This window comes from Citrobacter sp. CK181, from assembly GCF_030333595.1.
Classification (GTDB): Bacteria; Pseudomonadota; Gammaproteobacteria; order Enterobacterales; family Enterobacteriaceae; genus Citrobacter_B; species Citrobacter_B koseri.
The window spans coordinates 74,432-95,375 of the sequence record NZ_JAOWFN010000015.1; the positions used below are offsets into that span (position 1 = coordinate 74,432).

22 protein-coding genes are annotated in these 20,944 nt (G+C 54.5%); 16 read left to right on the forward strand and 6 right to left on the reverse strand.

Annotation, left to right across the window (positions count from 1 at the left end; genetic code table 11):
- The first annotated feature begins 97 nt into the window (after nucleotides 1-97).
- Nucleotides 98-547, forward strand: coding sequence for an L-alanine exporter AlaE (alaE, locus tag OGW17_RS17610; RefSeq protein ID WP_024130879.1), 450 nt, complete (start codon nucleotides 98-100; stop codon nucleotides 545-547).
- Nucleotides 548-586: 39 nt separating this feature from the next.
- Here alaE and OGW17_RS17615 read toward each other — a convergent pair whose 3' ends face one another.
- Nucleotides 587-943, reverse strand: a complete 357-nt coding sequence (locus OGW17_RS17615; protein ID WP_012134782.1) for a DUF2002 family protein — start codon at nucleotides 941-943, stop codon at nucleotides 587-589.
- Nucleotides 944-1,105: 162 nt separating this feature from the next.
- On the opposite strand from OGW17_RS17615, the gene OGW17_RS17620 reads away from it, so the two are divergent.
- Nucleotides 1,106-1,432 carry an ElaB/YgaM/YqjD family protein gene (locus tag OGW17_RS17620; RefSeq protein ID WP_058667996.1) on the forward strand — a complete coding sequence of 109 codons (327 nt, stop codon included), beginning with the start codon at nucleotides 1,106-1,108 and terminating at the stop codon, nucleotides 1,430-1,432.
- Nucleotides 1,433-1,465: 33 nt separating this feature from the next.
- On the opposite strand, the gene pdxR is transcribed toward OGW17_RS17620, so the two are convergent.
- Complete coding sequence (gene pdxR / locus OGW17_RS17625) at nucleotides 1,466-2,818, reverse strand: MocR-like pyridoxine biosynthesis transcription factor PdxR (RefSeq protein ID WP_071257951.1); 1,353 nt, start codon at nucleotides 2,816-2,818, stop codon at nucleotides 1,466-1,468.
- Nucleotides 2,819-2,921: 103 nt separating this feature from the next.
- Between pdxR and OGW17_RS17630 the strand changes: the two genes are divergently transcribed.
- The 14 genes from OGW17_RS17630 (at nucleotide 2,922) to emrB (ending at nucleotide 17,194) form a co-directional block, all read left to right on the forward strand.
- Complete coding sequence (locus OGW17_RS17630) at nucleotides 2,922-3,353, forward strand: carboxymuconolactone decarboxylase family protein (RefSeq protein WP_024130881.1); 432 nt, start codon at nucleotides 2,922-2,924, stop codon at nucleotides 3,351-3,353.
- Between the two features lie 262 nt (nucleotides 3,354-3,615).
- The gene (gene nrdH / locus OGW17_RS17635; protein WP_286452254.1) at nucleotides 3,616-3,861 is read left to right on the forward strand and encodes a glutaredoxin-like protein NrdH; all 246 of its coding nucleotides are present in this window, start codon (nucleotides 3,616-3,618) and stop codon (nucleotides 3,859-3,861) included.
- Nucleotides 3,858-4,268, forward strand: a complete 411-nt coding sequence (gene nrdI, locus OGW17_RS17640; RefSeq protein WP_012134787.1) for a class Ib ribonucleoside-diphosphate reductase assembly flavoprotein NrdI — start codon at nucleotides 3,858-3,860, stop codon at nucleotides 4,266-4,268. The genes nrdH and nrdI overlap by 4 nt, the downstream gene beginning before the upstream one ends.
- Nucleotides 4,241-6,385, forward strand: coding sequence for a class 1b ribonucleoside-diphosphate reductase subunit alpha (gene nrdE, locus OGW17_RS17645; RefSeq protein WP_024130883.1), 2,145 nt, complete (start codon nucleotides 4,241-4,243; stop codon nucleotides 6,383-6,385). The genes nrdI and nrdE overlap by 28 nt, the downstream gene beginning before the upstream one ends.
- A gap of 10 nt (nucleotides 6,386-6,395) precedes the next feature.
- Nucleotides 6,396-7,355: a class 1b ribonucleoside-diphosphate reductase subunit beta gene (gene nrdF / locus OGW17_RS17650; RefSeq protein WP_012134789.1), complete on the forward strand. Its 960-nt coding sequence runs from the start codon at nucleotides 6,396-6,398 to the stop codon at nucleotides 7,353-7,355.
- A gap of 354 nt (nucleotides 7,356-7,709) precedes the next feature.
- Nucleotides 7,710-8,912, forward strand: coding sequence for a glycine betaine/L-proline ABC transporter ATP-binding protein ProV (gene proV / locus OGW17_RS17655; RefSeq protein WP_071257949.1), 1,203 nt, complete (start codon nucleotides 7,710-7,712; stop codon nucleotides 8,910-8,912).
- A complete protein-coding gene (proW, locus tag OGW17_RS17660; protein WP_047461746.1) occupies nucleotides 8,905-9,969 on the forward strand; it encodes a glycine betaine/L-proline ABC transporter permease ProW in 1,065 nt (354 codons plus the stop codon). Before proV ends, proW begins: the two co-directional genes overlap by 8 nt.
- A 189-nt stretch (nucleotides 9,970-10,158) precedes the next feature.
- Nucleotides 10,159-11,154 (forward strand): glycine betaine/L-proline ABC transporter substrate-binding protein ProX, encoded by a 996-nt coding sequence (gene proX, locus OGW17_RS17665; protein ID WP_012134793.1) that lies wholly within the window; start codon nucleotides 10,159-10,161, stop codon nucleotides 11,152-11,154.
- Between the two features lie 191 nt (nucleotides 11,155-11,345).
- The gene (locus OGW17_RS17670) at nucleotides 11,346-12,530 is read left to right on the forward strand and encodes an MFS transporter (RefSeq protein ID WP_012134794.1); all 1,185 of its coding nucleotides are present in this window, start codon (nucleotides 11,346-11,348) and stop codon (nucleotides 12,528-12,530) included.
- A gap of 124 nt (nucleotides 12,531-12,654) precedes the next feature.
- Nucleotides 12,655-13,392, forward strand: coding sequence for an AzlC family ABC transporter permease (locus OGW17_RS17675; RefSeq protein WP_012134795.1), 738 nt, complete (start codon nucleotides 12,655-12,657; stop codon nucleotides 13,390-13,392).
- Nucleotides 13,382-13,717: an L-valine transporter subunit YgaH gene (gene ygaH, locus OGW17_RS17680; protein WP_047461737.1), complete on the forward strand. Its 336-nt coding sequence runs from the start codon at nucleotides 13,382-13,384 to the stop codon at nucleotides 13,715-13,717. Before OGW17_RS17675 ends, ygaH begins: the two co-directional genes overlap by 11 nt.
- 90 nt (nucleotides 13,718-13,807) lie before the next feature.
- Complete coding sequence (gene mprA / locus OGW17_RS17685; protein WP_012134797.1) at nucleotides 13,808-14,338, forward strand: transcriptional repressor MprA; 531 nt, start codon at nucleotides 13,808-13,810, stop codon at nucleotides 14,336-14,338.
- Nucleotides 14,339-14,466: 128 nt separating this feature from the next.
- Nucleotides 14,467-15,639: a multidrug efflux MFS transporter periplasmic adaptor subunit EmrA gene (emrA, locus tag OGW17_RS17690; RefSeq protein WP_024130884.1), complete on the forward strand. Its 1,173-nt coding sequence runs from the start codon at nucleotides 14,467-14,469 to the stop codon at nucleotides 15,637-15,639.
- A gap of 16 nt (nucleotides 15,640-15,655) precedes the next feature.
- Nucleotides 15,656-17,194, forward strand: a complete 1,539-nt coding sequence (gene emrB, locus OGW17_RS17695) for a multidrug efflux MFS transporter permease subunit EmrB (protein ID WP_012134799.1) — start codon at nucleotides 15,656-15,658, stop codon at nucleotides 17,192-17,194.
- A 123-nt stretch (nucleotides 17,195-17,317) separates the two neighbouring features.
- Here the strand turns inward: emrB and luxS are convergent, their stop codons facing one another.
- From luxS to yqaB, 4 genes are all read right to left on the reverse strand, one after another.
- Nucleotides 17,318-17,833: an S-ribosylhomocysteine lyase gene (gene luxS / locus OGW17_RS17700; RefSeq protein WP_012134800.1), complete on the reverse strand. Its 516-nt coding sequence runs from the start codon at nucleotides 17,831-17,833 to the stop codon at nucleotides 17,318-17,320.
- 149 nt (nucleotides 17,834-17,982) lie between these two features.
- Nucleotides 17,983-19,539 carry a glutamate--cysteine ligase gene (gene gshA / locus OGW17_RS17705; RefSeq protein ID WP_012134801.1) on the reverse strand — a complete coding sequence of 519 codons (1,557 nt, stop codon included), beginning with the start codon at nucleotides 19,537-19,539 and terminating at the stop codon, nucleotides 17,983-17,985.
- A 73-nt stretch (nucleotides 19,540-19,612) separates the two neighbouring features.
- Complete coding sequence (locus OGW17_RS17710) at nucleotides 19,613-20,041, reverse strand: YqaA family protein (protein WP_071257946.1); 429 nt, start codon at nucleotides 20,039-20,041, stop codon at nucleotides 19,613-19,615.
- Complete coding sequence (gene yqaB, locus OGW17_RS17715) at nucleotides 20,038-20,604, reverse strand: fructose-1-phosphate/6-phosphogluconate phosphatase (protein ID WP_012134803.1); 567 nt, start codon at nucleotides 20,602-20,604, stop codon at nucleotides 20,038-20,040. Before yqaB ends, OGW17_RS17710 begins: the two co-directional genes overlap by 4 nt.
- Nucleotides 20,605-20,944: the final 340 nt, after the last annotated feature.

Sequence of the window (20,944 nt, forward strand, 5' to 3'; positions counted from 1 at the left end):
GTAGAGATATACGCTATGCATTAGCGAAAGAACTACGCTAAATCACTACAACCACACGTTCAATGGCGATTTTTACCCTTTTACAAGGAGCATTAACATGTTCTCACCGCAGTCACGCTTGCGTCATGCAGTCGCAGACACGTTCGCGATGGTTGTTTATTGTTCTGTCGTGAACATGTTGATCGAGATATTCCTCTCTGGAATGACCTTTGAACAGTCGTTGTCTTCCCGTCTGGTCGCCATTCCGGTCAATATTCTGATCGCGTGGCCCTATGGAATGTATCGTGATGCGATTATGCGCGTTGCGCGTAAGGCGAGCCCGGCGAGTTGGGTGAAGAATCTGGCGGATGTACTGGCTTACGTCACCTTCCAGTCTCCGGTTTATGTCGCGATTTTGTTGACGGTCGGCGCAGACTGGCACCAGATTACAGCGGCAGTCAGTTCGAATATCGTGATATCCATGCTGATGGGCGCGGTTTACGGCTACTTCCTTGATTATTGCCGCCGCCTGTTCAAAGTCAGCAGCTACCACCAGGCCAAAGCCTGAGACCCGCTTTCTTCGCGACTGGCAAGGCCAGTCGCTTCATTAGTTTGAATTTGGTTTTGCTTCGCCAAACAGTCCATGCAAATAGCGCTCAAGCGCAATCCGTGAACTAAAGCCGTGCGGTATGCCGTAATGTTCGTGAATTTCTCCGCCTAAATAAAGCGGGAACTGATGATAATGATCGCAGGTTTTAATTTCCGAAGCGGGTTCAGCCAGTGAAGAACTGCGTTCTTTTAGCGTCGGATGAATCACTAATGCGGTACGCCCCATACGCGCTTCACGATTAACGTACACATAATTTTCGCCACGTCGATAACCGTATGCTTTCTGTGTTACCACATCTACGGTAAAACCCACTTTTTCAAGTACGCGCGCCACCTCATCGGGTCGTAAATACATATTTTATCCTCGTTATCCTTTACTGCGGGCTTACCTTACCCGATCCAGCATTAGCAACGCTTTCAGAAAAATCCATAAACTCGCGAATATACCGTGACGCGCCTCAGAAGATAAAAAATATGGACTACACTGAAGTTCACATCGAAATCAATGGAGGATCATATGTTTAACCGACCGAGCCGAAAAGACGCCGATGAAAATGTTCAGGATATTCAGAACGATGTCAGTCAATTAGCCGATACCCTTGAAGACGTGCTGAAATCATGGGGAAGTGATGCCAAAGATGAAGCGGAAACCGCGCGGCGCAAAGCGCAAACATTGCTGAAAGAAACCCGTGCCCGTATGCATGGCCGCACGCGAGTAGAACAGGCGGCGCGTGATGCCGTGGGATGCGCGGATACCTTTGTGCGAGAAAAACCCTGGTGCAGCATGGGGACAGCCGCCGCTGTCGGCATCGTTGTCGGGGCGCTGTTAAGTTTACGCCGTTAACGGGGAATCTTGCCGGATGCGACGCAAAGCGTCTTATCCGGCCGACGGCGTGTCGGTTATGGCTTCCCGAAGCTGACGTGCGACCTGTTTTGCCATTTCCGCTGAAGTGATGTTGGTAAACGACAGCAGCAGTCCTCCCCTTCCTTCTGACTGAAGCCGCCAGCGGCTCAATGCCTGCACCGCTAATCCGGCCTGATTGGCTTTCGCCGTCAGCAACCGGTCATCAGCATCCACCGCAACAACCAGCTGAATACCGCCTTCCTGTGGGACAACGGCGAATCCCTGCTCACGCAGCGCCTCTTCCATCCAAAGCCGTCGCCTGGCGTAATGCTGGCGCATCTTTTTCAAATGCCGCCAGAAATGACCATCGCGGATAAAATCCGCCAGCGTCTGCTGCCACAGTACCGGCACGCTACAGGCCATCAGCCCCGCCAGTTGACGAAAACGCGCCACCTGATTAAGCGGAACCACCAGCCATGCGGTACGCAGCGCCGGAAACAGCGACTTGCTGAACGTTCCGGCATAGATCACCCGCTGCGGCGCATCGAGGCTTTTCAGCGGCGGAAGCGGCTTGCCGTGGTAACGAAATTCACTGTCATAATCATCTTCGATAATCCATGCCTGCGCGCTCGCCGCCCATTCAAGTAACTGGCGGCGACGGGTTAAAGAGAGCGCCACGCCGAGCGGGCTTTGGTGGGCCGGCGTTAACAACACAAAACGCGCCTGTGGGTAATCGTGAATGCCTGCCGCCACATTCAGTCCATGATCATCGACCGGAACCGGCATCAGCCCGACATTTTCCTGGGCAATCACCGGGCGAATAAGGGGAAACCCGGGATCTTCAACCCACATGCCTTCTCCAGGTTTCGCCAGCGCGCGCAGGATAAGGGTCATTGAGGACGCATAGCCGGAAGTGATAAACACCTGTTCCGGCAGGCATTCAATACTGCGCGACACCCGCAGATAATCGACAATGGCCTCGCGCAAAATCGCTTCGCCGCAGACGTCGCCCAACGCGAGATCAAAACGGGTCTGCGTACGCAGGCGACGCCCCATCACCCGCGCCCAAATCTCACGCGGGAAAAGATCCAGCGCAGGTAATCCCATTTGAAATGGATCGGGCGTCTGGCTTTCTCCGGCGAAAACGGCAGGCGTAGCGACCGTTTTTTCTGGACGTACATGCCCGCTGACAAACGTACCGGCCTGCCCACGCCGCTCCAGCCAGCCTTGCGCCACCAGCTCGCCGTACGCGTTTTCGACCGTCGAGCGTGAAACGCCTAACTCTTGCGACCATGTCCGGCTGGACGGCAAACGCGCCCCGGCCTTGAGTTCGCCATGCTCAATGGCGTTTTTTAACTGACGGGCGATTTGCTGATAGCGTGGCACAGGTGAACGATCCTTTATGGTCTGCTTTTTTCATAAAAATATGGCTCTCTTTAGCAGTCCATTATAGTGCTACATTGCTGACGTCTAAACGAGGAGAAGTATGATGACGACATTACGTCAGCCCTATTATGAACTTAGCCCTGAAGTCTATAGTGCGCTGGGCCAGGCCAAAAAAGCGTTGGAAAACAGCGCGCTGGACACCACGCTGATGGAACTGATTTATCTGCGTATCTCACAGATCAACGGTTGCGCATTTTGTCTGGAGATGCACAGCAAAGCCCTGCGTAAATCCGGCGTGGCGCAAAGCAAACTGGATGCGCTGGCCGGGTGGCGGGTAAGCCATCACTTCAGCGAACAGGAGCGTGCGGCGCTGGCCTGGGCGGAATCCGTCACGGATATCGCAAGAACGCATGCCGAAGATGACGCGTATCTGCCGCTACTCGAAAGTTTCAGCGCCCGTGAAATCAGCGATCTGACTTTTGCTATCAGTCTGATGAACTGCTTCAACCGTCTGGCTGTTGGGATGCGGATGTAAACCCGCTATTGCCGGATGGCGGCGTAAACGCCTTATCCGGCCTACACCGTAGGCCCGGTTAGCGTAAGCGCCATCGGGCGATTTTTAACCATACCCCCCCATTCCCGCTGAGCTAATCAGCAGAAGCAAATTAATCGATATTTCCCATATCTTGTGTGGTTGAAACTTTATCCATCTACATCTAGTATTCTCTCTATCAAGACACACACAACCCGACGCATATCATCGCGCCGTTCTCTCATTTTAAATGGAAATACGAATCATGCGCATTACTATTTACACTCGTAACAACTGTGTTCAGTGCCACGCCACCAAACGGGCGATGGAAAGCCGTGGATTTGACTTTGAGATGGTGAACGTCGATCTGGTTCCCGACGCGGCAGATACCCTGCGGGAAAAAGGTTTTCGCCAGCTGCCGGTGGTCATCGCGGGCGATACCAGTTGGTCAGGCTTCCGCCCGGATATGATCAACCGTCTGCATCCTGATGCGCGCGTGGCCAGCGCATGAGCCAACTCGTCTACTTTTCCAGCAGCTCCGAAAATACGCACCGCTTTATGCAGCGTCTGGGGCTGCCCGCTATTCGCATTCCGCTTAATGAACGCGAGCGAATCAGGGTAGACGAACCTTACATTCTGGTCGTCCCCTCTTACGGCGGCGGCGGTACGGCAGGCGCGGTTCCACGACAGGTGATCCGCTTTTTAAATGATGAACATAACCGGGCGTTAATTCGCGGCGTGATCGCCTCCGGCAACCGTAACTTTGGCGAGGCTTACGGTCGCGCTGGCGAGGTCATTTCACAAAAATGCGGCGTCCCCTGGCTGTACCGCTTTGAACTGATGGGAACGCAAAGCGACATCGACAACGTCCGAAAAGGAGTGAGCGAATTTTGGCAACGACAACCGCAGAACGTGTGAAGCAAGAAACGATGGATTATCACGCGCTGAATGCCATGCTGAATCTGTACGATAAAGCAGGCCATATTCAGTTCGATAAGGATCGGCAGGCGGTAGAGGTGTTCTTTGCCACCCATGTCCGCCCCAATTCCGTCTCCTTTGCCAGCCAGGACGAGCGCCTGGAATATCTGCTTCGCGAAGGCTATTACGACGAAAGCGTTTTAACCCGCTACGATCGCGCTTTCGTGGTGAAGCTGTTTGCTCACGCCCACGCCAGCGGTTTTCGCTTCCAGACGTTCCTTGGCGCGTGGAAATATTACACCAGCTATACGCTGAAAACGTTCGACGGCAAACGCTACCTTGAAGACTTTGAGGACCGGGTGACAATGGTGGCGCTGACGCTGGCGCAGGGCAATGAAGCGCTGGCGATGCAGCTTACCGATGAAATCCTCTCCGGGCGCTTTCAGCCAGCCACGCCGACCTTCTTAAACTGCGGCAAACAACAGCGCGGCGAGCTGGTCTCCTGCTTCCTGTTACGCATTGAAGACAATATGGAGTCCATTGGTCGGGCGGTTAACTCGGCGCTACAGCTTTCCAAGCGCGGCGGCGGCGTGGCGTTTTTGCTCTCGAATCTTCGTGAAGCGGGCGCGCCGATCAAGCGTATTGAGAACCAGTCCTCGGGCGTGATCCCGGTAATGAAGATGCTGGAAGACGCCTTTTCTTACGCCAATCAGTTAGGGGCGCGTCAGGGGGCGGGCGCCGTGTATCTGCATGCGCACCACCCGGATATCCTGCGTTTTCTCGACACGAAACGCGAAAACGCCGATGAAAAAATCCGCATTAAAACGCTGTCGCTGGGCGTGGTGATCCCGGACGTAACGTTCCGTCTGGCGAAAGAAAACGCGCAGATGGCGCTGTTCTCGCCTTACGATGTCGAACGCATTTACGGCAAACCGTTCGGAGATATCGCCATTAGCGAACGGTACGATGAGCTGCTCGCCGACGAACGCGTACGCAAGCAGTACATCAACGCGCGCGAATTTTTCCAGCGGCTCGCGGAAATCCAGTTTGAGTCAGGCTATCCCTACATCATGTATGAGGATACGGTAAACCGCGCGAACCCGATTGCCGGTCGCATCAACATGAGCAACCTGTGCTCGGAGATTTTGCAGGTCAACAGCGCCTCCACCTATGATGAAAATCTGGATTACGCGCAGACCGGGCATGATATCTCCTGCAACCTCGGTTCGCTGAACATCGCCCATACGATGGACTCCCCGAATTTTGGCCGCACGGTGGAAACGGCGATTCGCGGCCTGACGGCGGTGTCGGATATGAGCCATATCCGCAGCGTACCGTCAATTGAAGCCGGAAACGCCGCATCACACGCGATTGGCCTGGGGCAGATGAACCTGCACGGTTATCTGGCGCGAGAAGGCATTGCCTACGGCAGCCCGGAGGCGCTGGATTTCACCAACCTCTATTTCTACACCGTGACCTGGCACGCGCTGAATACCTCAATGATGATGGCGCGTGAACGCGGTAAAACCTTCGCCGGATTCAAACAATCGCGCTATGCCAGCGGCGAGTATTTCGAACAATATTTGCAGGGCGACTGGCAGCCGAAAACCGACACGGTTCGTGCGCTCTTTGCCCGTAGCGGCATGACGCTTCCGGGCCGCGAAATGTGGGCGCGGTTGCGGGATGAGGTGATGCGCTACGGCATCTATAACCAGAATTTACAGGCGGTGCCGCCGACCGGTTCCATTTCCTATATCAACCACGCGACGTCAAGCATTCACCCGATCGTGTCGAAGATAGAGATCCGCAAAGAAGGAAAAACCGGGCGCGTTTACTACCCGGCCCCGTTTATGACCAATGAGAACCTGGACATGTACCAGGACGCCTATGAAATCGGCCCGGAAAAAATCATTGATACCTATGCCGAAGCCACACGCCACGTTGATCAGGGACTGTCGCTGACGCTGTTCTTCCCGGATACCGCGACAACCCGCGATATCAACAAAGCCCAGATTTACGCGTGGCGAAAAGGGATCAAAACGCTGTATTACATCCGTCTGCGTCAGCTGGCGCTGGAAGGTACTGAAATAGAAGGCTGCGTATCATGCGCGCTATAAGGAGAGCAGGATGAAACTATCACGCGTGAGCGCCATCAACTGGAACAAGATTCAGGATGATAAAGACCTGGAAGTGTGGAACCGCCTGACCAGCAACTTCTGGCTGCCGGAAAAGGTGCCGCTTTCCAATGACATCCCCGCCTGGCAGACGCTGAGCGCCGCCGAGCAGCAGCTTACCATCCGCGTGTTTACCGGATTAACGCTGCTCGACACCATTCAGAATATCGCCGGGGCCCCCGCGTTGATGCAGGACGCGCTGACGCCGCATGAAGAGGCGGTGCTGTCAAACATCAGCTTTATGGAAGCGGTACATGCCCGCTCGTACAGCTCGATATTCTCTACGCTTTGCCAGACGAAAGACGTAGACGCGGCCTATGCCTGGAGTGAGGAAAATGCGCCGCTGCAACGCAAGGCGCAGATTATCCTGCAACATTACACCGCCGACAATCCGCTGAAAAAGAAAATCGCCAGCGTATTCCTGGAATCTTTCCTGTTCTATTCCGGCTTCTGGCTGCCAATGTATTTTTCCAGCCGGGGCAAGCTGACCAACACCGCCGACCTGATTCGTCTGATTATTCGTGACGAAGCGGTACATGGGTATTACATCGGCTATAAATACCAAAAAGGGCTGGAGAAACTGTCGGAATCTGAACGCGACGAATTGAAGCATTTCGCCCTTGATTTGCTGATGGAGCTGTATGACAACGAGTCTCGCTATACGGAAGAACTGTATGCCGAAACCGGTTGGGTGGCAGACGTTAACGCCTTTCTCTGTTACAACGCCAATAAAGCGTTGATGAACCTGGGCTACGAAGCGTTATTCCCCGCAGAAATGGCGGAGGTCAATCCTGCCATACTTGCTGCGCTGTCACCGAATGCGGATGAAAACCATGATTTCTTCTCCGGTTCAGGCTCCTCCTATGTGATGGGAAAAGCCATTGAAACCGAAGATGAAGACTGGAATTTTTGACGGCGATTATCGCGGTAAATATCGATCACACTTCCGCGATAATATTTTAACGGGATCACGTTTTTATCACACAATTATTTCTGTGTGATCTACACTCAATATCTGCCACATTATTCGCCTGAATTTCAGCAATTCAGGCGCATTTTCGGTGGTCGTTACAAAAAATATCGCTCTCCCCCCACTCCCGCTCAGCCCTTATATCATGGGAAATCCCGGCAAATGGCCTCCGGCAATATTTGTGTCTGAGGGAAATTCAGGGTTGTCTCAGATTCTCAGTATGTTAGGGTAGAAAAAGGTGACTATTTCTATCAGGTATCGTATTGACATAATAAATAACAGGAATCTTTCTATTGCATGGCAATTAAATTAGAAGTTAAGAATCTCTATAAGATATTTGGTGAGCATCCGCAGCGAGCTTTCAAATATATTGAAAAAGGACTTTCGAAAGAGCAAATTCTGGATAAAACAGGGCTATCGCTTGGCGTTAAAGACGCCAGTCTGGCCATTGAAGAAGGCGAGATTTTTGTCATCATGGGATTATCCGGTTCGGGTAAATCCACAATGGTACGCCTTCTCAATCGCCTGATTGAACCCACCCGCGGGCAAGTGCTTATCGACGGCGTTGATATTGCAAAAATATCTGACGCCGAACTTCGCGAGGTGCGCAGAAAGAAAATTGCGATGGTTTTCCAGTCATTTGCATTAATGCCGCACATGACCGTACTGGATAATACGGCATTCGGCATGGAATTAGCCGGCGTTGCCGCTGAAGAGCGCCGTGAAAAAGCGCTGGATGCCTTACGCCAGGTGGGGCTGGAGAATTATGCGCACGGCTACCCGGATGAACTCTCCGGCGGTATGCGTCAGCGTGTCGGTCTGGCCCGCGCATTAGCGATCAACCCTGACATTCTGTTAATGGATGAGGCCTTCTCGGCGCTCGATCCCTTAATTCGTACCGAGATGCAGGATGAGCTGGTAAAACTACAGGCAAAACATCAGCGTACCGTCGTTTTTATTTCCCACGATCTCGATGAAGCGATGCGTATTGGCGATCGTATTGCCATTATGCAAAACGGCGAAGTCGTTCAGGTGGGAACGCCAGATGAAATTCTGAATAACCCGGCGAATGATTATGTCCGCACCTTCTTCCGTGGGGTCGATATTAGCCAGGTGTTCAGCGCCAAAGATATTGCCCGCCGCAGCCCGGTGGGATTAATTCGTAAAACGCCAGGTTTTGGTCCGCGTTCCGCACTGAAATTATTGCAGGATGAAGACCGTGAATTTGGTTATGTGATTGAACGCGGTAATAAGTTTGTCGGCATTGTTTCCATCGACTCATTAAAAGCGGCATTAGGCCAGGCGCAAGGTATTGAAGCAGCGCTTATTGACGAGTCACTGGCGGTGGATGCGCAAACACCTCTTAGCGAGTTGCTCTCTCATGTTGGCCAGGCGCCTTGTGCGGTGCCGGTTGTCGACGAGGAACAACAGTATGTCGGCATTATTTCAAAACGCATGCTGCTACAGGCTTTAGATCGCGAGGGGGCAAACAATGGCTGAACAAACTAATCCGTGGGATACCGCGCCAGCGGCGGATAGCGCCGCGCAATCCGCCGACGCCTGGGGAACGCCTTCGGGCGCGCCTGCCGATGGCGGCGGCGCAGACTGGCTGACCAGCGCGCCCGCGCCTGCGCCAGAACATTTTAATATTATGGACCCGTTCCATAAGACGCTGATCCCGCTGGACAGCTGGGTCACTGAAGGGATCGACTGGGTCGTTACGCATTTCCGCCCCGTTTTCCAGGGCATCCGTGTACCGGTGGATTACATTCTCAATGGCTTCCAGCAGCTGTTGCTGGGTATGCCAGCTCCGGTGGCAATTATCATTTTCGCACTGATCGCCTGGCAGATCTCCGGTTTGGGGATGGGGGCCGCCACGCTGGTGTCCCTGATTGCCATCGGCGCGATTGGCGCCTGGTCACAGGCGATGATTACCCTGGCGCTGGTCCTGACTGCCCTGCTGTTCTGCGTGGTCATCGGTTTGCCGCTGGGGATATGGCTGGCGCGCAGTCCGCGTGCGGCGAAGATTGTCCGCCCGCTGCTGGATGCGATGCAAACAACGCCTGCGTTCGTCTATCTGGTGCCGATCGTGATGCTGTTCGGTATCGGTAACGTGCCGGGGGTGGTAGTGACCATTATCTTTGCCCTGCCGCCGATTGTGCGTCTGACCATTCTGGGGATTAACCAGGTTCCGGCGGATTTGATCGAAGCTTCACGCTCATTTGGCGCTAGTCCGCGTCAGATGCTGTTTAAAGTACAGCTACCGCTGGCCATGCCCACCATTATGGCGGGTGTTAACCAGACGCTCATGCTTGCCCTCTCCATGGTAGTGATCGCCTCTATGATTGCCGTCGGCGGGCTTGGTCAGATGGTGCTGCGTGGTATTGGCCGCCTCGACATGGGGCTGGCGACCGTCGGCGGGGTCGGTATTGTGATCCTCGCTATCATTCTGGACCGCCTGACCCAGGCCGTTGGTCGCGACTCGCGCAGCCGTGGCAACCGCCGCTGGTATACCACCGGTCCCGTTGGGCTTATCACTCGCCCTTTCGTTAAGTAATTCACCCGTTGCCCGGTGGCGCATTGCTTACCGGGTCTACAATTCATTAGCTTACACAAAATCGTTCAAGTTGCATCGCGGCGGCAAACGAATGTATCCCCAGGAGCGAACACGCAGTACGTGACCGGGGTGCATGAGTGCAGCCAACAAAGAGGCAGCTTGAAAGATGAAGTGTAATAAGGAACAACGATGCGACATAACATTCTATTTGCCACAGCGTTTGCCACCCTTGTCTCTACCAGCGCATTCGCTGCCGACCTGCCGGGCAAAGGCGTTACCGTACAGCCGGTGCAGAGTACCATCACCGAAGAAACCTTCCAGACGCTGCTGGTCAGCCGCGCGCTGGAGAAACTGGGTTATACCGTTAATAAGCCAAGCGAAGTTGATTACAACGTCGGTTACACCTCCATTGCCTCTGGCGATGCAACTTTTACCGCCGTGAACTGGCAGCCGCTGCATGATGATATGTACGCCGCTGCGGGCGGAGACAAAAAGTTCTATCGCGAGGGGGTATTTGTGACGGGCGCCGCGCAGGGTTATCTGATCGACAAGAAAACCGCTGAGCAGTACAAGATCACTAACCTCGCCCAGTTGAAAGACCCGAAAATCGCCAAAATCTTTGATACCAACGGCGACGGCAAAGCTGACATGATGGGTTGTTCGCCTGGCTGGGGTTGTGAAGCGGTAATTAACCACCAGAACAAAGCGTTCGATCTGGAAAAAACCGTCGACGTCAGCCACGGTAACTATGCCGCGATGATGGCCGACACCATCACCCGCTTCAAAGAAGGCAAGCCGATTCTGTACTACACCTGGACGCCGTACTGGGTGAGCGACGTGATGAAGCCGGGTAAAGATGTTGTCTGGTTACAGGTGCCGTTCTCTTCCCTGCCGGGCGAGCAGAAAGACATTGATACCAAACTGCCGAACGGCGCGAACTATGGCTTCCCGGTGAACACCATGCACATTGTCGCCAACAAAGCCTGGGCAGAGAAAAACCCGGCGGCGGCGAAGCTGTTCGCCATCATGAAGGTACCGCTGGCGGATATCAACGCGCAGAACGCGATGATGCATGAAGGCAAATCGTCCGAGGCTGATGTTCAGGGTCACGTTGACGGCTGGATCAAAGCCCACCAGCAGCAGTTTGACGGCTGGGTAAAAGAAGCGCTGGCCGCGCAGAAATAACCCACTCGTCGGCCTTAAAGCTGCGCGCCATCAGGCGCAGTAACCACACCAATGCCGGATGGTGGCGCGATGCGCCTTATCCGGCCTATACGCCCTCCCCCAACCGCACAATCCATCACTCAACAAACCACTCACATTCATAAACATCCGCTATGATTGATACCCCAGGAAATCATATCTGACTCAAAATAATGACCAAATCCACTCACGGGCTTAGCCCGGCGCTGATTGTTTTAATGTCCGTGGCAACCGGTCTGGCCGTCGCCAGTAACTATTACGCCCAGCCGCTGCTCGATACTATCGCAAACAATTTCTCGCTTTCCGCCAGCTCGGCGGGCTTTATCGTTACCGCCGCTCAGTTGGGCTATGCCGCCGGATTGCTCTTTCTGGTGCCGCTGGGCGATATGTTCGAACGCCGGACGCTCATCGTCTCCATGACGCTGCTGGCCGCAGGCGGCATGCTGATTACCGCCAGCAGTCAGTCGCTCGGCATGATGATTCTCGGCACGGCGCTCACCGGGCTGTTCTCCGTCGTGGCGCAAATCCTGGTGCCGCTGGCGGCGACGCTCGCCACGCCGGATAAGCGCGGCAAAGTGGTCGGCACCATCATGAGCGGCCTGCTGCTGGGGATTTTACTGGCGCGTACCGTTGCCGGATTGCTGGCGAATCTTGGCGGCTGGCGCACCGTCTTCTGGGTCGCTTCTGTGCTGATGGCGCTGATGGCCGTCGCGCTGTGGCGCGGTTTACCAAAGGTGAAATCAGAAACGCATCTTAACTATCCGCAGCTATTGGGTTCCGTGTTCAGCCTGTTTATCCACGACGGCCTCCTGCGCACCCGCGCGTTGTTAGGCTGCCTGACGTTCGCCAACTTCAGCATTCTCTGGACATCGATGGCCTTTTTACTGGCCGCGCCGCCGTTTAACTATTCCGAAGGGATGATTGGGCTGTTTGGTCTGGCGGGAGCCGCTGGCGCGCTGGGCGCACGTCCGGCGGGCGGTTTTGCCGATAAAGGGAAGTCCCATCTCACCACGACTTTCGGCCTGCTGTTGCTGTTGCTCTCCTGGCTGGCTATCTGGTACGGACACAGCTCCGTGCTGGCGCTGATTATTGGCATCCTGGTGCTGGATCTCACCGTGCAGGGCGTACATATCACCAATCAGACGGTGATTTACCGCGTCCACCCGGATGCGCGTAACCGGCTCACCGCCGGGTATATGACCAGCTACTTTATCGGCGGCGCCGCCGGTTCGTTGATTTCGGCATCGGCCTGGCAGCATGCCGGCTGGGCCGGCGTTTGTCTGGCCGGTACCACCGTCGCCGCGCTCAATCTGCTGGTCTGGTGGCGAGGTTTTCACCGACAAGAAGCCGCAAATTAAGCAGATGGCAAGCGTTTACCTTTGATTGAGCTCCCTAGGGTGTTAAGGCGTCCCCCACTCTGTTAAGGTTATATGATTCATTTATGCTGGTTATTTTAACATCGGTGACGAATCAGATAATCTTATGGAAAGCCCTGCACCCCAGTCTGAGCCCCGTCCGGCAACATTAACGGAAGGATTCAAAGACAGTTTACCGATAGTCATAAGTTATATTCCGGTGGCGTTTGCGTTTGGCCTTAACGCCACCCGTCTGGGCTTTACTCCCCTCGAAAGCGTTTTTTTCTCCTGCATTATTTACGCAGGCGCCAGCCAGTTCGTCATCACCACCATGCTCGCGGCGGGCAGCACATTATGGGTCGCCGCGTTGACCGTGATGGCGATGGACGTGCGCCATGTGCTGTACGGCCCTTCCCTGCGTAGTCGCATCAGTCAACGGCTCAGTAAACCTAAAACCGCCCTGTGGGCATTTGGTCTCACCGATGAAGTGTTTGCTGCCGCCACGGCCAAACTGGTGCGGGATAACCGCCGCTGGAGTGAAAACTGGATGATCGGCATCGCGTTCTGCTCCTGGGCCTCCTGGGTGCTCGGCACGGTCATTGGCGCATTTTCCGGGAGCGGATTGCTGAAAGGCTTCCCCGCCGTTGAGGCGGCATTAGGTTTTATGCTGCCAGCCCTGTTTATGAGCTTTTTGCTCGCCTCTTTTCAACGTAAACAAACGCTGTGCGTCACGGCGGCGTTAATCGGCGCGCTGGCAGGCGTCACGCTATTTTCCATTCCTGCGGCTATCCTGGCGGGTATCGCCAGCGGGTGTCTGACCGCCTTGATCCAGTCGTTCTGGCAAGGAGCGCCCGATGAGTTATGAGGTTTTGCTGCTGGGGCTGCTGGTCGGCTGCGCCAATTATTGTTTTCGTTATTTACCGCTTCGTCTGCGAATGGGAAACACCCGCCCCGCCAGGCGCGGGGCAACGGGCGTGTTGCTCGACACCATTGGCATCGCGTCCATCTGCGCCCTGCTGGTGGTGTCTACGGCTCCCGAAGTGATGCACGACGCCAGCCGGTTCATTCCGACGCTGGTCGGGTTTGCCGTCCTGGGCGTCAGTTTCTACAAGACGCGCAGCATCATCATCCCAACGCTACTGAGCGCTCTGGGCTATGGACTCGCCTGGAAGATAGGGGTCATTTTATAACCCAAAAGAATCATTTTAAATTAATAATACATTTACTTTATTTGTCACTGTCGTTACTATATCGGCTGAAATTAATGAGGTCATGCCCAAATGGATAGTTCGTTTACGCCCATTGAACAAATGCTAAAATTTCGCGCCAGCCGCCACGAAGAGTTTCCTTACCAGGAGATCCTTCTGACCCGCCTTTGCATGCATATGCAAGGCAAACTGCTGGAAAACCGCAATAAGATGCTGAAAGCTCAAGGGATTAACGAGACGTTGTTTATGGCGTTGATTACGCTGGAGTCTCAGGAAAACCACAGTATTCAGCCATCTGAACTGAGTTGCGCGCTGGGCTCGTCCCGTACCAACGCAACACGTATCGCAGATGAATTAGAGAAACGCGGCTGGATCGAACGTCGTGAAAGCGATAACGACCGTCGCTGCCTGCATCTGCAACTGACTGAGAAAGGTCACGCGTTTTTGCGCGAGGTGTTACCGCCTCAGCATCACTGCCTGCACCAGCTATGGTCCTCTCTCAGCACCGCCGAAAAAGATCAACTTGAGCACATCACTCGTAAGCTCCTGACGCGTCTCGATCAGATGGATCAGGATGGCGCCGTTCTTGAGGCGCTACGCTAACGCGTCGACACGCTCAATCATCCAGATTTATAAAAGAAAAAACTGACAGGCCAGCACGTCATACTGCTGGCCTTTCTGACAAAAACGTCGGCCCAGCCGATATGAAAAATAAGATCGTGGAGAACAACATGAGCGCAAATGCGGAGACTCAAACCCCGCAGCAACCGGTTAAGAAGAATGGCAAACGTAAAAGCGCGCTAATCCTTTTAACCTTGCTCTTTATCGCAATTGCCGTGGCATATGGGATTTATTGGTTTTTAGTACTGCGTCATATCGAAGAGACGGATGATGCGTACGTGGCAGGGAACCAGGTTCAAATCATGGCGCAGGTATCAGGCAGCGTGACGAAAGTCTGGGCTGATAACACTGACTTTGTAAAACAGGGCGACGTGCTGGTCACGCTCGACCAGACGGATGCCAGACAGGCATTCGAAAAAGCGAAAACGGCGCTGGCCTCCAGCGTTCGCCAGACGCACCAGTTGATGATCAATAGCAAGCAGCTCCAGGCCAGCATTGAAGTGCAGAAAACCGCACTGGCGCAGGCGCAAAGCGACTTTAATCGTCGCGTGCCGCTGGGCAATGCGAACCTGATCGGTCGCGAAGAGCTGCAACACGCGCGTGATGCCGTCGCCAGCGCGCAGGCGCAGCTGGATGTGGCAATTCAACAATATAACGCAAACCAGGCGATGATCCTCGGCAGCAAGCTGGAAGATCAGCCTGCCGTGCAACAGGCGGCCACGGAAGTGCGCAACGCCTGGCTGGCGCTGGAGCGTACCAAAATCGTCAGCCCGATGACCGGCTACGTCTCCCGCCGCGCCGTACAGCCTGGCGCACAGATTAGCCCGACCACGCCGCTGATGGCGGTCGTGCCTGCCACCAACCTGTGGGTGGACGCAAACTTCAAAGAGACGCAGCTCGCCCATATGCGTATCGGCCAACCGGCAACGGTCATCAGCGATATTTACGGCGATGACGTGAAATACACCGGTAAGGTTGTCGGCCTGGATATGGGGACAGGCAGCGCCTTCTCCCTGCTTCCGGCGCAAAACGCGACCGGCAACTGGATCAAGGTCGTGCAGCGCTTGCCTGTACGTATTGAACTGGATGCGCAGCAACTGGCGCAGCATCCGCTGCGTATCGGCTTATCAACCCTCGTCACCGTGGATACGTCGAACCGCGACGGACAGGTGCTGGCAAGCCAGGTTCGTAGTACCCCGGTTTCTGAGAGTAACGCACGAGAAATTAATCTTGCTCCGGTCAATAAGCTGATCGAAGAGATTGTGCAGGCCAACGCGGGATAATCCTGAGGTGCGTGTAATGCAACAGCAAAAACCGCTGGAAGGCGCGCAGCTGGTCATTATGACGATTGCGCTGTCGCTGGCGACATTCATGCAGGTGCTGGACTCCACCATTGCTAACGTGGCGATCCCCACCATCGCCGGGAACCTTGGCTCATCGTTGAGCCAGGGGACATGGGTTATCACCTCATTCGGGGTGGCGAACGCGATCTCCATCCCGATTACCGGCTGGCTGGCGAAACGCGTCGGGGAAGTGAAGCTGTTCATGTGGTCAACCGTCGCCTTTGCCATTGCGTCATGGGCGTGCGGGGTCTCCAACAGTCTGAACATGCTGATCTTCTTCCGCGTGGTTCAGGGTGTCGTCGCAGGGCCGTTAATCCCGCTCTCACAGAGCCTGTTGCTGAATAACTATCCTCCCGCAAAACGTTCTATCGCGCTGGCGCTATGGTCAATGACGGTGATTGTCGCGCCGATCTGCGGCCCGATACTGGGCGGCTACATCAGCGATAACTATCACTGGGGCTGGATTTTCTTCATCAACGTGCCGATTGGGGTTGCGGTCGTGCTGATGACGCTGCAAACCCTGCGCGGTCGCGAGACCCGCACCGAGCAGCGACGTATCGACGCTATCGGCCTGGCGCTGCTGGTGATTGGTATCGGCAGTCTACAGATCATGCTTGACCGCGGGAAAGAGCTGGACTGGTTCGCCTCGCAAGAGATTATCATCCTGACCGTGGTCGCCGTCATTGCCATCAGTTTCCTGATTGTCTGGGAGCTGACCGACGATAACCCAATCGTTGACCTCTCCTTGTTCAAGTCGCGTAACTTCACGATTGGCTGTTTGTGTATCAGTCTCGCCTATATGCTCTATTTCGGCGCGATTGTGTTGTTACCGCAGCTGTTGCAGGAGGTATACGGCTATACCGCGACGTGGGCCGGCCTGGCCTCAGCGCCGGTCGGGGTAATCCCGGTGATCCTGTCGCCGATTATCGGACGTTTCGCCCACAAGCTGGATATGCGCAGGCTGGTCACGTTCAGCTTTATCATGTATGCCGTCTGCTTTTACTGGCGTGCGTGGACGTTTGAACCGGGTATGGATTTCGGCGCATCGGCCTGGCCGCAGTTTATTCAGGGCTTCGCCGTAGCCTGCTTCTTTATGCCGCTCACCACCATCACGCTCTCCGGCTTGCCGCCTGAACGTCTGGCGGCGGCGTCGAGTCTGTCTAACTTTACGCGAACGCTGGCGGGGTCAATTGGCACATCAATCACTACCACCATGTGGACCAACCGTGAAGCGATGCACCATTCGCAATTGACCGAGTCGGTGAATCCGTACAACCCCAATGCCCAGGCGATGTACGATCAGCTACAGGGGCTGGGGATGACGCAGCAGCAGGCGTCAGGCTGGATCGCCCAGCAGATTACCAATCAGGGGCTGATTATTTCCGCCAATGAGATCTTCTGGATGTCGGCCGGGATCTTCCTCGTGCTGCTTGGGCTGGTCTGGTTCGCCAAACCACCTTTCGGTGCGGGCGGCGGCGGTGGAGGCGCGCATTAATAAAAAAGCCAGTTCATGATGAACTGGCTTTTTTTTGCCGGATGGCGGCGGCGCCTTATCCGGCCTACAGAACGCACACGTTGTAGGCCCGGTAAGCATCGCGCCACCGGGTATTGCATTCGACTAGATATGCAGTTCCTGCAATTTATCTTTCGGCAGGGCCAGCTCTTCGTTGCTGTTGATGCGAACGTCGTGTTCCAGAATATGACGTGCAATATCCTGCGCTTCGCTCAGAGAGTGCATCTGATACGTACCGCACTGATAAACGTTCAGCTCCGGGATCTGATTCTGCTCCTTCACTTTCAGCACGTCAGCCATCGCGGCTTTCCAGGCGTCCGCCACACGTTGTTCGTCAGGCGTACCGATCAGGCTCATGTAGAAACCGGTACGGCAGCCCATCGGGGAGATATCGATAATCTCAACGCCGTTGCCATTCAGATGATTACGCATAAAGCCAGCGAACAGGTGCTCCAGCGTATGGATACCCTTCTCAGGCATCACTTCTTTATTCGGGATGCAGAAACGCAGGTCAAACACGGTAATGGTATCGCCATGCGGGGTGTTCATCGTTTTCGCGACCCGGACTGCTGGTGCTTCCATCCGGGTATGATCGACTGTGAAGCTATCTAACAACGGCATTTAGCCACCTCCGATAATATTTTTTAAAATAAACTGAACTCTTCGTTCCGGGGCGAGTCTGAGTATGTGAAAGACGCGCATTTGTTATCATCATCCCTGTTTTCAGAGATGAAATTTTGGCCACTCACGAGTGGCCTTTTTCTTTTCTGTCAGGCGTGCTTTTCCAGCCACGCATCAAACGGTTCGGTATCCGCCGCTTCAACCTCAAGCTGACGACGCGTTGACGCCTCACGCTCAGCAATGAAGTCCTCTTCACGCAAAATCTCCAGCGGTTCTTCGCGCAGCAGATTGCGATAAGCCTCGCCCAGCGCTTTGCCGGTGCCGCCAATCCCGGTATCAATCATCGAGCGCAGAATACGCGCTGAGAACGTCAGTTCCGGGTTGTCGAAACAGGCAACCAGTTCATCACATACCTTCTGATAATCCTCTCCCCCGTGGATGCTGTCCAGCGTTTGCGCCACACGTTTCAGGTCGCGGAACAGATCTTTACCCACTTTCGGCAGCGGGAACTGCGCGGTTTCACAGCCAATCCCTAACGTCAGCCCTGGTTTACGCCCTTCCAGAATCACCCGATTCCAGTTCGTGCGCGTGCACAGCAGCTCGTCGCTGCTCATTTCCGGCGCATCGGCCAGTACGCACCAGACCATAAACAGATCCAGGAAACGCACCTGCTGCTCGTCCACGCCAATAGGCGAGAACGGGTTAATATCCAGCGAACGCACTTCGATATATTCAATCCCGCCGCGCAGAAGCGCATCTGACGGCGTTTCTCCGCTACGCGTCACGCGTTTAGGGCGGATCGGCGCATACAGCTCGTTCTCAATCTGTAGCACGTTGCTGTTGATTTGCAGGCGTTTACCGTCCTTCTCCAGACCGATCTCCGCATACTCCGTGGACGGCGTTTTGATCGCGCGCTTCAATCCTGCCACATATTCATGCAGATCGTTAAACGTAATTCCAAGATTGCTTTGCGACTTATTGGTATAACCCAGGTCGCTCAAACGCAGCGACGTTGCATACGGCAGGTAGTACATACCGCAGTCCGTTTTTTCAAACGGCAGCGTGGTGGGTTTGCCCTGCAAGAATGAGGAACAAATAGCCGGAGAGGCGCCAAACAGATACGGAATGACCCACCCAAAACGGTAATAGTTACGGATCAGGCGGAAATAGCCTGCGGAAATTTTCTCTTTCGCATCTTCCCCGTCCACGACGCCACACTTCGCCTGCCAGAATGCCATCGGCAGCGAAAAATTGTAGTGTACGCCGGAGATGGTTTGCATCAACGCGCCGTAACGGTTTTTCAACCCTTCCCGGTAAAGCGTTTTCAAACGACCAATATTTGACGTACCGTACTGCGCCAGCTCAATATCCTGCCCTTCAGCAATATAGCAAGGCATACTCAGCGGCCACATCCGCTCATCACCCAAATTTCTGGCCGTATAGCGATGCAGATCGCGCATCAATGTGAGCATATGCTGAATATCGCCGTCTACCGGGGTAATAAACTCCAGCAGGGCTTCAGCAAAATCTGTCGTGACCCATTTGTGCGTCAGCGCCGAGCCTAACGCGTCAGGATGACCTGTGGTTGCCAGCGTGCCATCAGCGTTAACACGCAGCGTTTCGCGCTCCAGCCCGCGTTGAATCCCCTTTAGTGCCTGAGGATGCCTTTCCAGCCAGGTCAGAGCCTGTGATACGTCCGGGATCAAATTGACCTCCCGCCTGTCAAAATCGTTTTAATTAGCATAATTGTAATGGTGACGGTAAATGTCTATCCCACAATTAGTGCCACCACATAATGCCCTGAACCGTAGCGGTTGCGACGATAACGTAACGCAACGCTTTACCAAGGCATAAAAAAAAGAGCACTGGCCCCCACGAGATGCGCATCCATCCCGCTAACAGGCACAGCAAATCACCGATAACCGGCGCCCAGCTTAATAATAGTGTGACTGCACCGTAGCGCTTAAGCCAGCCAGTGGCTTTTTCCTGCCAGCGCGATGTTTTGCGCAACGGAAAAAAACGCCCAAGGATAACGTTAGTTAACCCTCCAAGGCTATTACCCATTGTTGCTGTTAAGACTAAGACCCAGGGATGACTTACCCCGGAGACTAACATGGCAACTAAAACAACTTCGGAATTACCGGGCAACAGCGTGGCGCTGAGAAAACTGCTGGCAAACAGTGACAGGAGCGACAGCCCGTCACTCACAATAGTCGAACGTCCACGGCATCCATTCCCGCCGCGCGTGCTGCCTGCAAGCCGAAATCCGCATCCTCAAACACGACGCATTGCGTCGGCACAACGCCCATACGCTCCGCACACAGCAGGAACGTATCCGGCGCGGGTTTGTGGTGCAGAACATGATCCGCAGCGACAACCGCATCAAAATAACGACGCAGCCCCAGATGGGTCAATAGCGCTTCGGCAATTGCGCTTTCGCTACCCGTTCCCACCGACAGAGGTCGACGGCCATACCAGGCTTTGACCACCTCAACCAGCGGCAGAGGCTCTACGCTATCCAGCAACATGCTTTTCACTGCATCAGTTTTTTCTTGCGCCAGCGCATGAGGGTCAAGATCCGCGTGATTCAGTTCGATAATCGACTGCGCGATACGCCAGGTTGGAGAACCGTTAAGCGCCACCATCGCTTGCAGATCAAAGCGAAGACCATAGCGCCCTAATACCTCGTCCCACGCCTTACGGTGCGTCGGCTCGGTATCCAGGATGGTGCCATCCATATCAAAAATCAAACCCGCATAACGTTCGTACATCGTGTTCTCACAAACCAAATGACCAGATGTTACTTTATCGTAATTGACTGATTTTGTCGCTGACAGAGAAATGAGGATTGTTCAGGGTAGAGAGGTAATGGAGGTATTCAGGAGAAGATGGTGGAGAAGAAGATGGTGCATCCGGGAGGATTACTCGGCTGCGCCTCGCCCTACGGGCCGTTGCTGAAGCAACGTTATCCTCCCTGGTGCTTGCGACGATTTCGCAGACCATGAAACAACAGCGTAACTGTTATAACGGAGAAGATGGTGCATCCGGGAGGATTCGAACCTCCGACCGCTCGGTTCGTAGCCGAGTACTCTATCCAGCTGAGCTACGGAT

What these genes read in the sequence shown, in the direction of transcription:
- OGW17_RS17670 (WP_012134794.1), top strand. Translation starts at nt 11,346, where the DNA reads ATGACCAAATCCACTCACGGGCTTAGCCCGGCGCTGATTGTTTTAATG.
- OGW17_RS17630 (WP_024130881.1), top strand. Translation starts at nt 2,922, where the DNA reads ATGACGACATTACGTCAGCCCTATTATGAACTTAGCCCTGAAGTCTAT.
- nrdI (WP_012134787.1), top strand. Translation starts at nt 3,858, where the DNA reads ATGAGCCAACTCGTCTACTTTTCCAGCAGCTCCGAAAATACGCACCGC.
- alaE (WP_024130879.1), top strand. Translation starts at nt 98, where the DNA reads ATGTTCTCACCGCAGTCACGCTTGCGTCATGCAGTCGCAGACACGTTC.
- ygaH (WP_047461737.1), top strand. Translation starts at nt 13,382, where the DNA reads ATGAGTTATGAGGTTTTGCTGCTGGGGCTGCTGGTCGGCTGCGCCAAT.
- mprA (WP_012134797.1), top strand. Translation starts at nt 13,808, where the DNA reads ATGGATAGTTCGTTTACGCCCATTGAACAAATGCTAAAATTTCGCGCC.
- OGW17_RS17675 (WP_012134795.1), top strand. Translation starts at nt 12,655, where the DNA reads ATGGAAAGCCCTGCACCCCAGTCTGAGCCCCGTCCGGCAACATTAACG.
- emrB (WP_012134799.1), top strand. Translation starts at nt 15,656, where the DNA reads ATGCAACAGCAAAAACCGCTGGAAGGCGCGCAGCTGGTCATTATGACG.
- nrdH (WP_286452254.1), top strand. Translation starts at nt 3,616, where the DNA reads ATGCGCATTACTATTTACACTCGTAACAACTGTGTTCAGTGCCACGCC.
- emrA (WP_024130884.1), top strand. Translation starts at nt 14,467, where the DNA reads ATGAGCGCAAATGCGGAGACTCAAACCCCGCAGCAACCGGTTAAGAAG.
- proW (WP_047461746.1), top strand. Translation starts at nt 8,905, where the DNA reads ATGGCTGAACAAACTAATCCGTGGGATACCGCGCCAGCGGCGGATAGC.
- OGW17_RS17620 (WP_058667996.1), top strand. Translation starts at nt 1,106, where the DNA reads ATGTTTAACCGACCGAGCCGAAAAGACGCCGATGAAAATGTTCAGGAT.
- proX (WP_012134793.1), top strand. Translation starts at nt 10,159, where the DNA reads ATGCGACATAACATTCTATTTGCCACAGCGTTTGCCACCCTTGTCTCT.
- nrdF (WP_012134789.1), top strand. Translation starts at nt 6,396, where the DNA reads ATGAAACTATCACGCGTGAGCGCCATCAACTGGAACAAGATTCAGGAT.
- proV (WP_071257949.1), top strand. Translation starts at nt 7,710, where the DNA reads ATGGCAATTAAATTAGAAGTTAAGAATCTCTATAAGATATTTGGTGAG.
- OGW17_RS17615 (WP_012134782.1), bottom strand. Translation starts at nt 943, where the DNA reads ATGTATTTACGACCCGATGAGGTGGCGCGCGTACTTGAAAAAGTGGGT.
- luxS (WP_012134800.1), bottom strand. Translation starts at nt 17,833, where the DNA reads ATGCCGTTGTTAGATAGCTTCACAGTCGATCATACCCGGATGGAAGCA.
- yqaB (WP_012134803.1), bottom strand. Translation starts at nt 20,604, where the DNA reads ATGTACGAACGTTATGCGGGTTTGATTTTTGATATGGATGGCACCATC.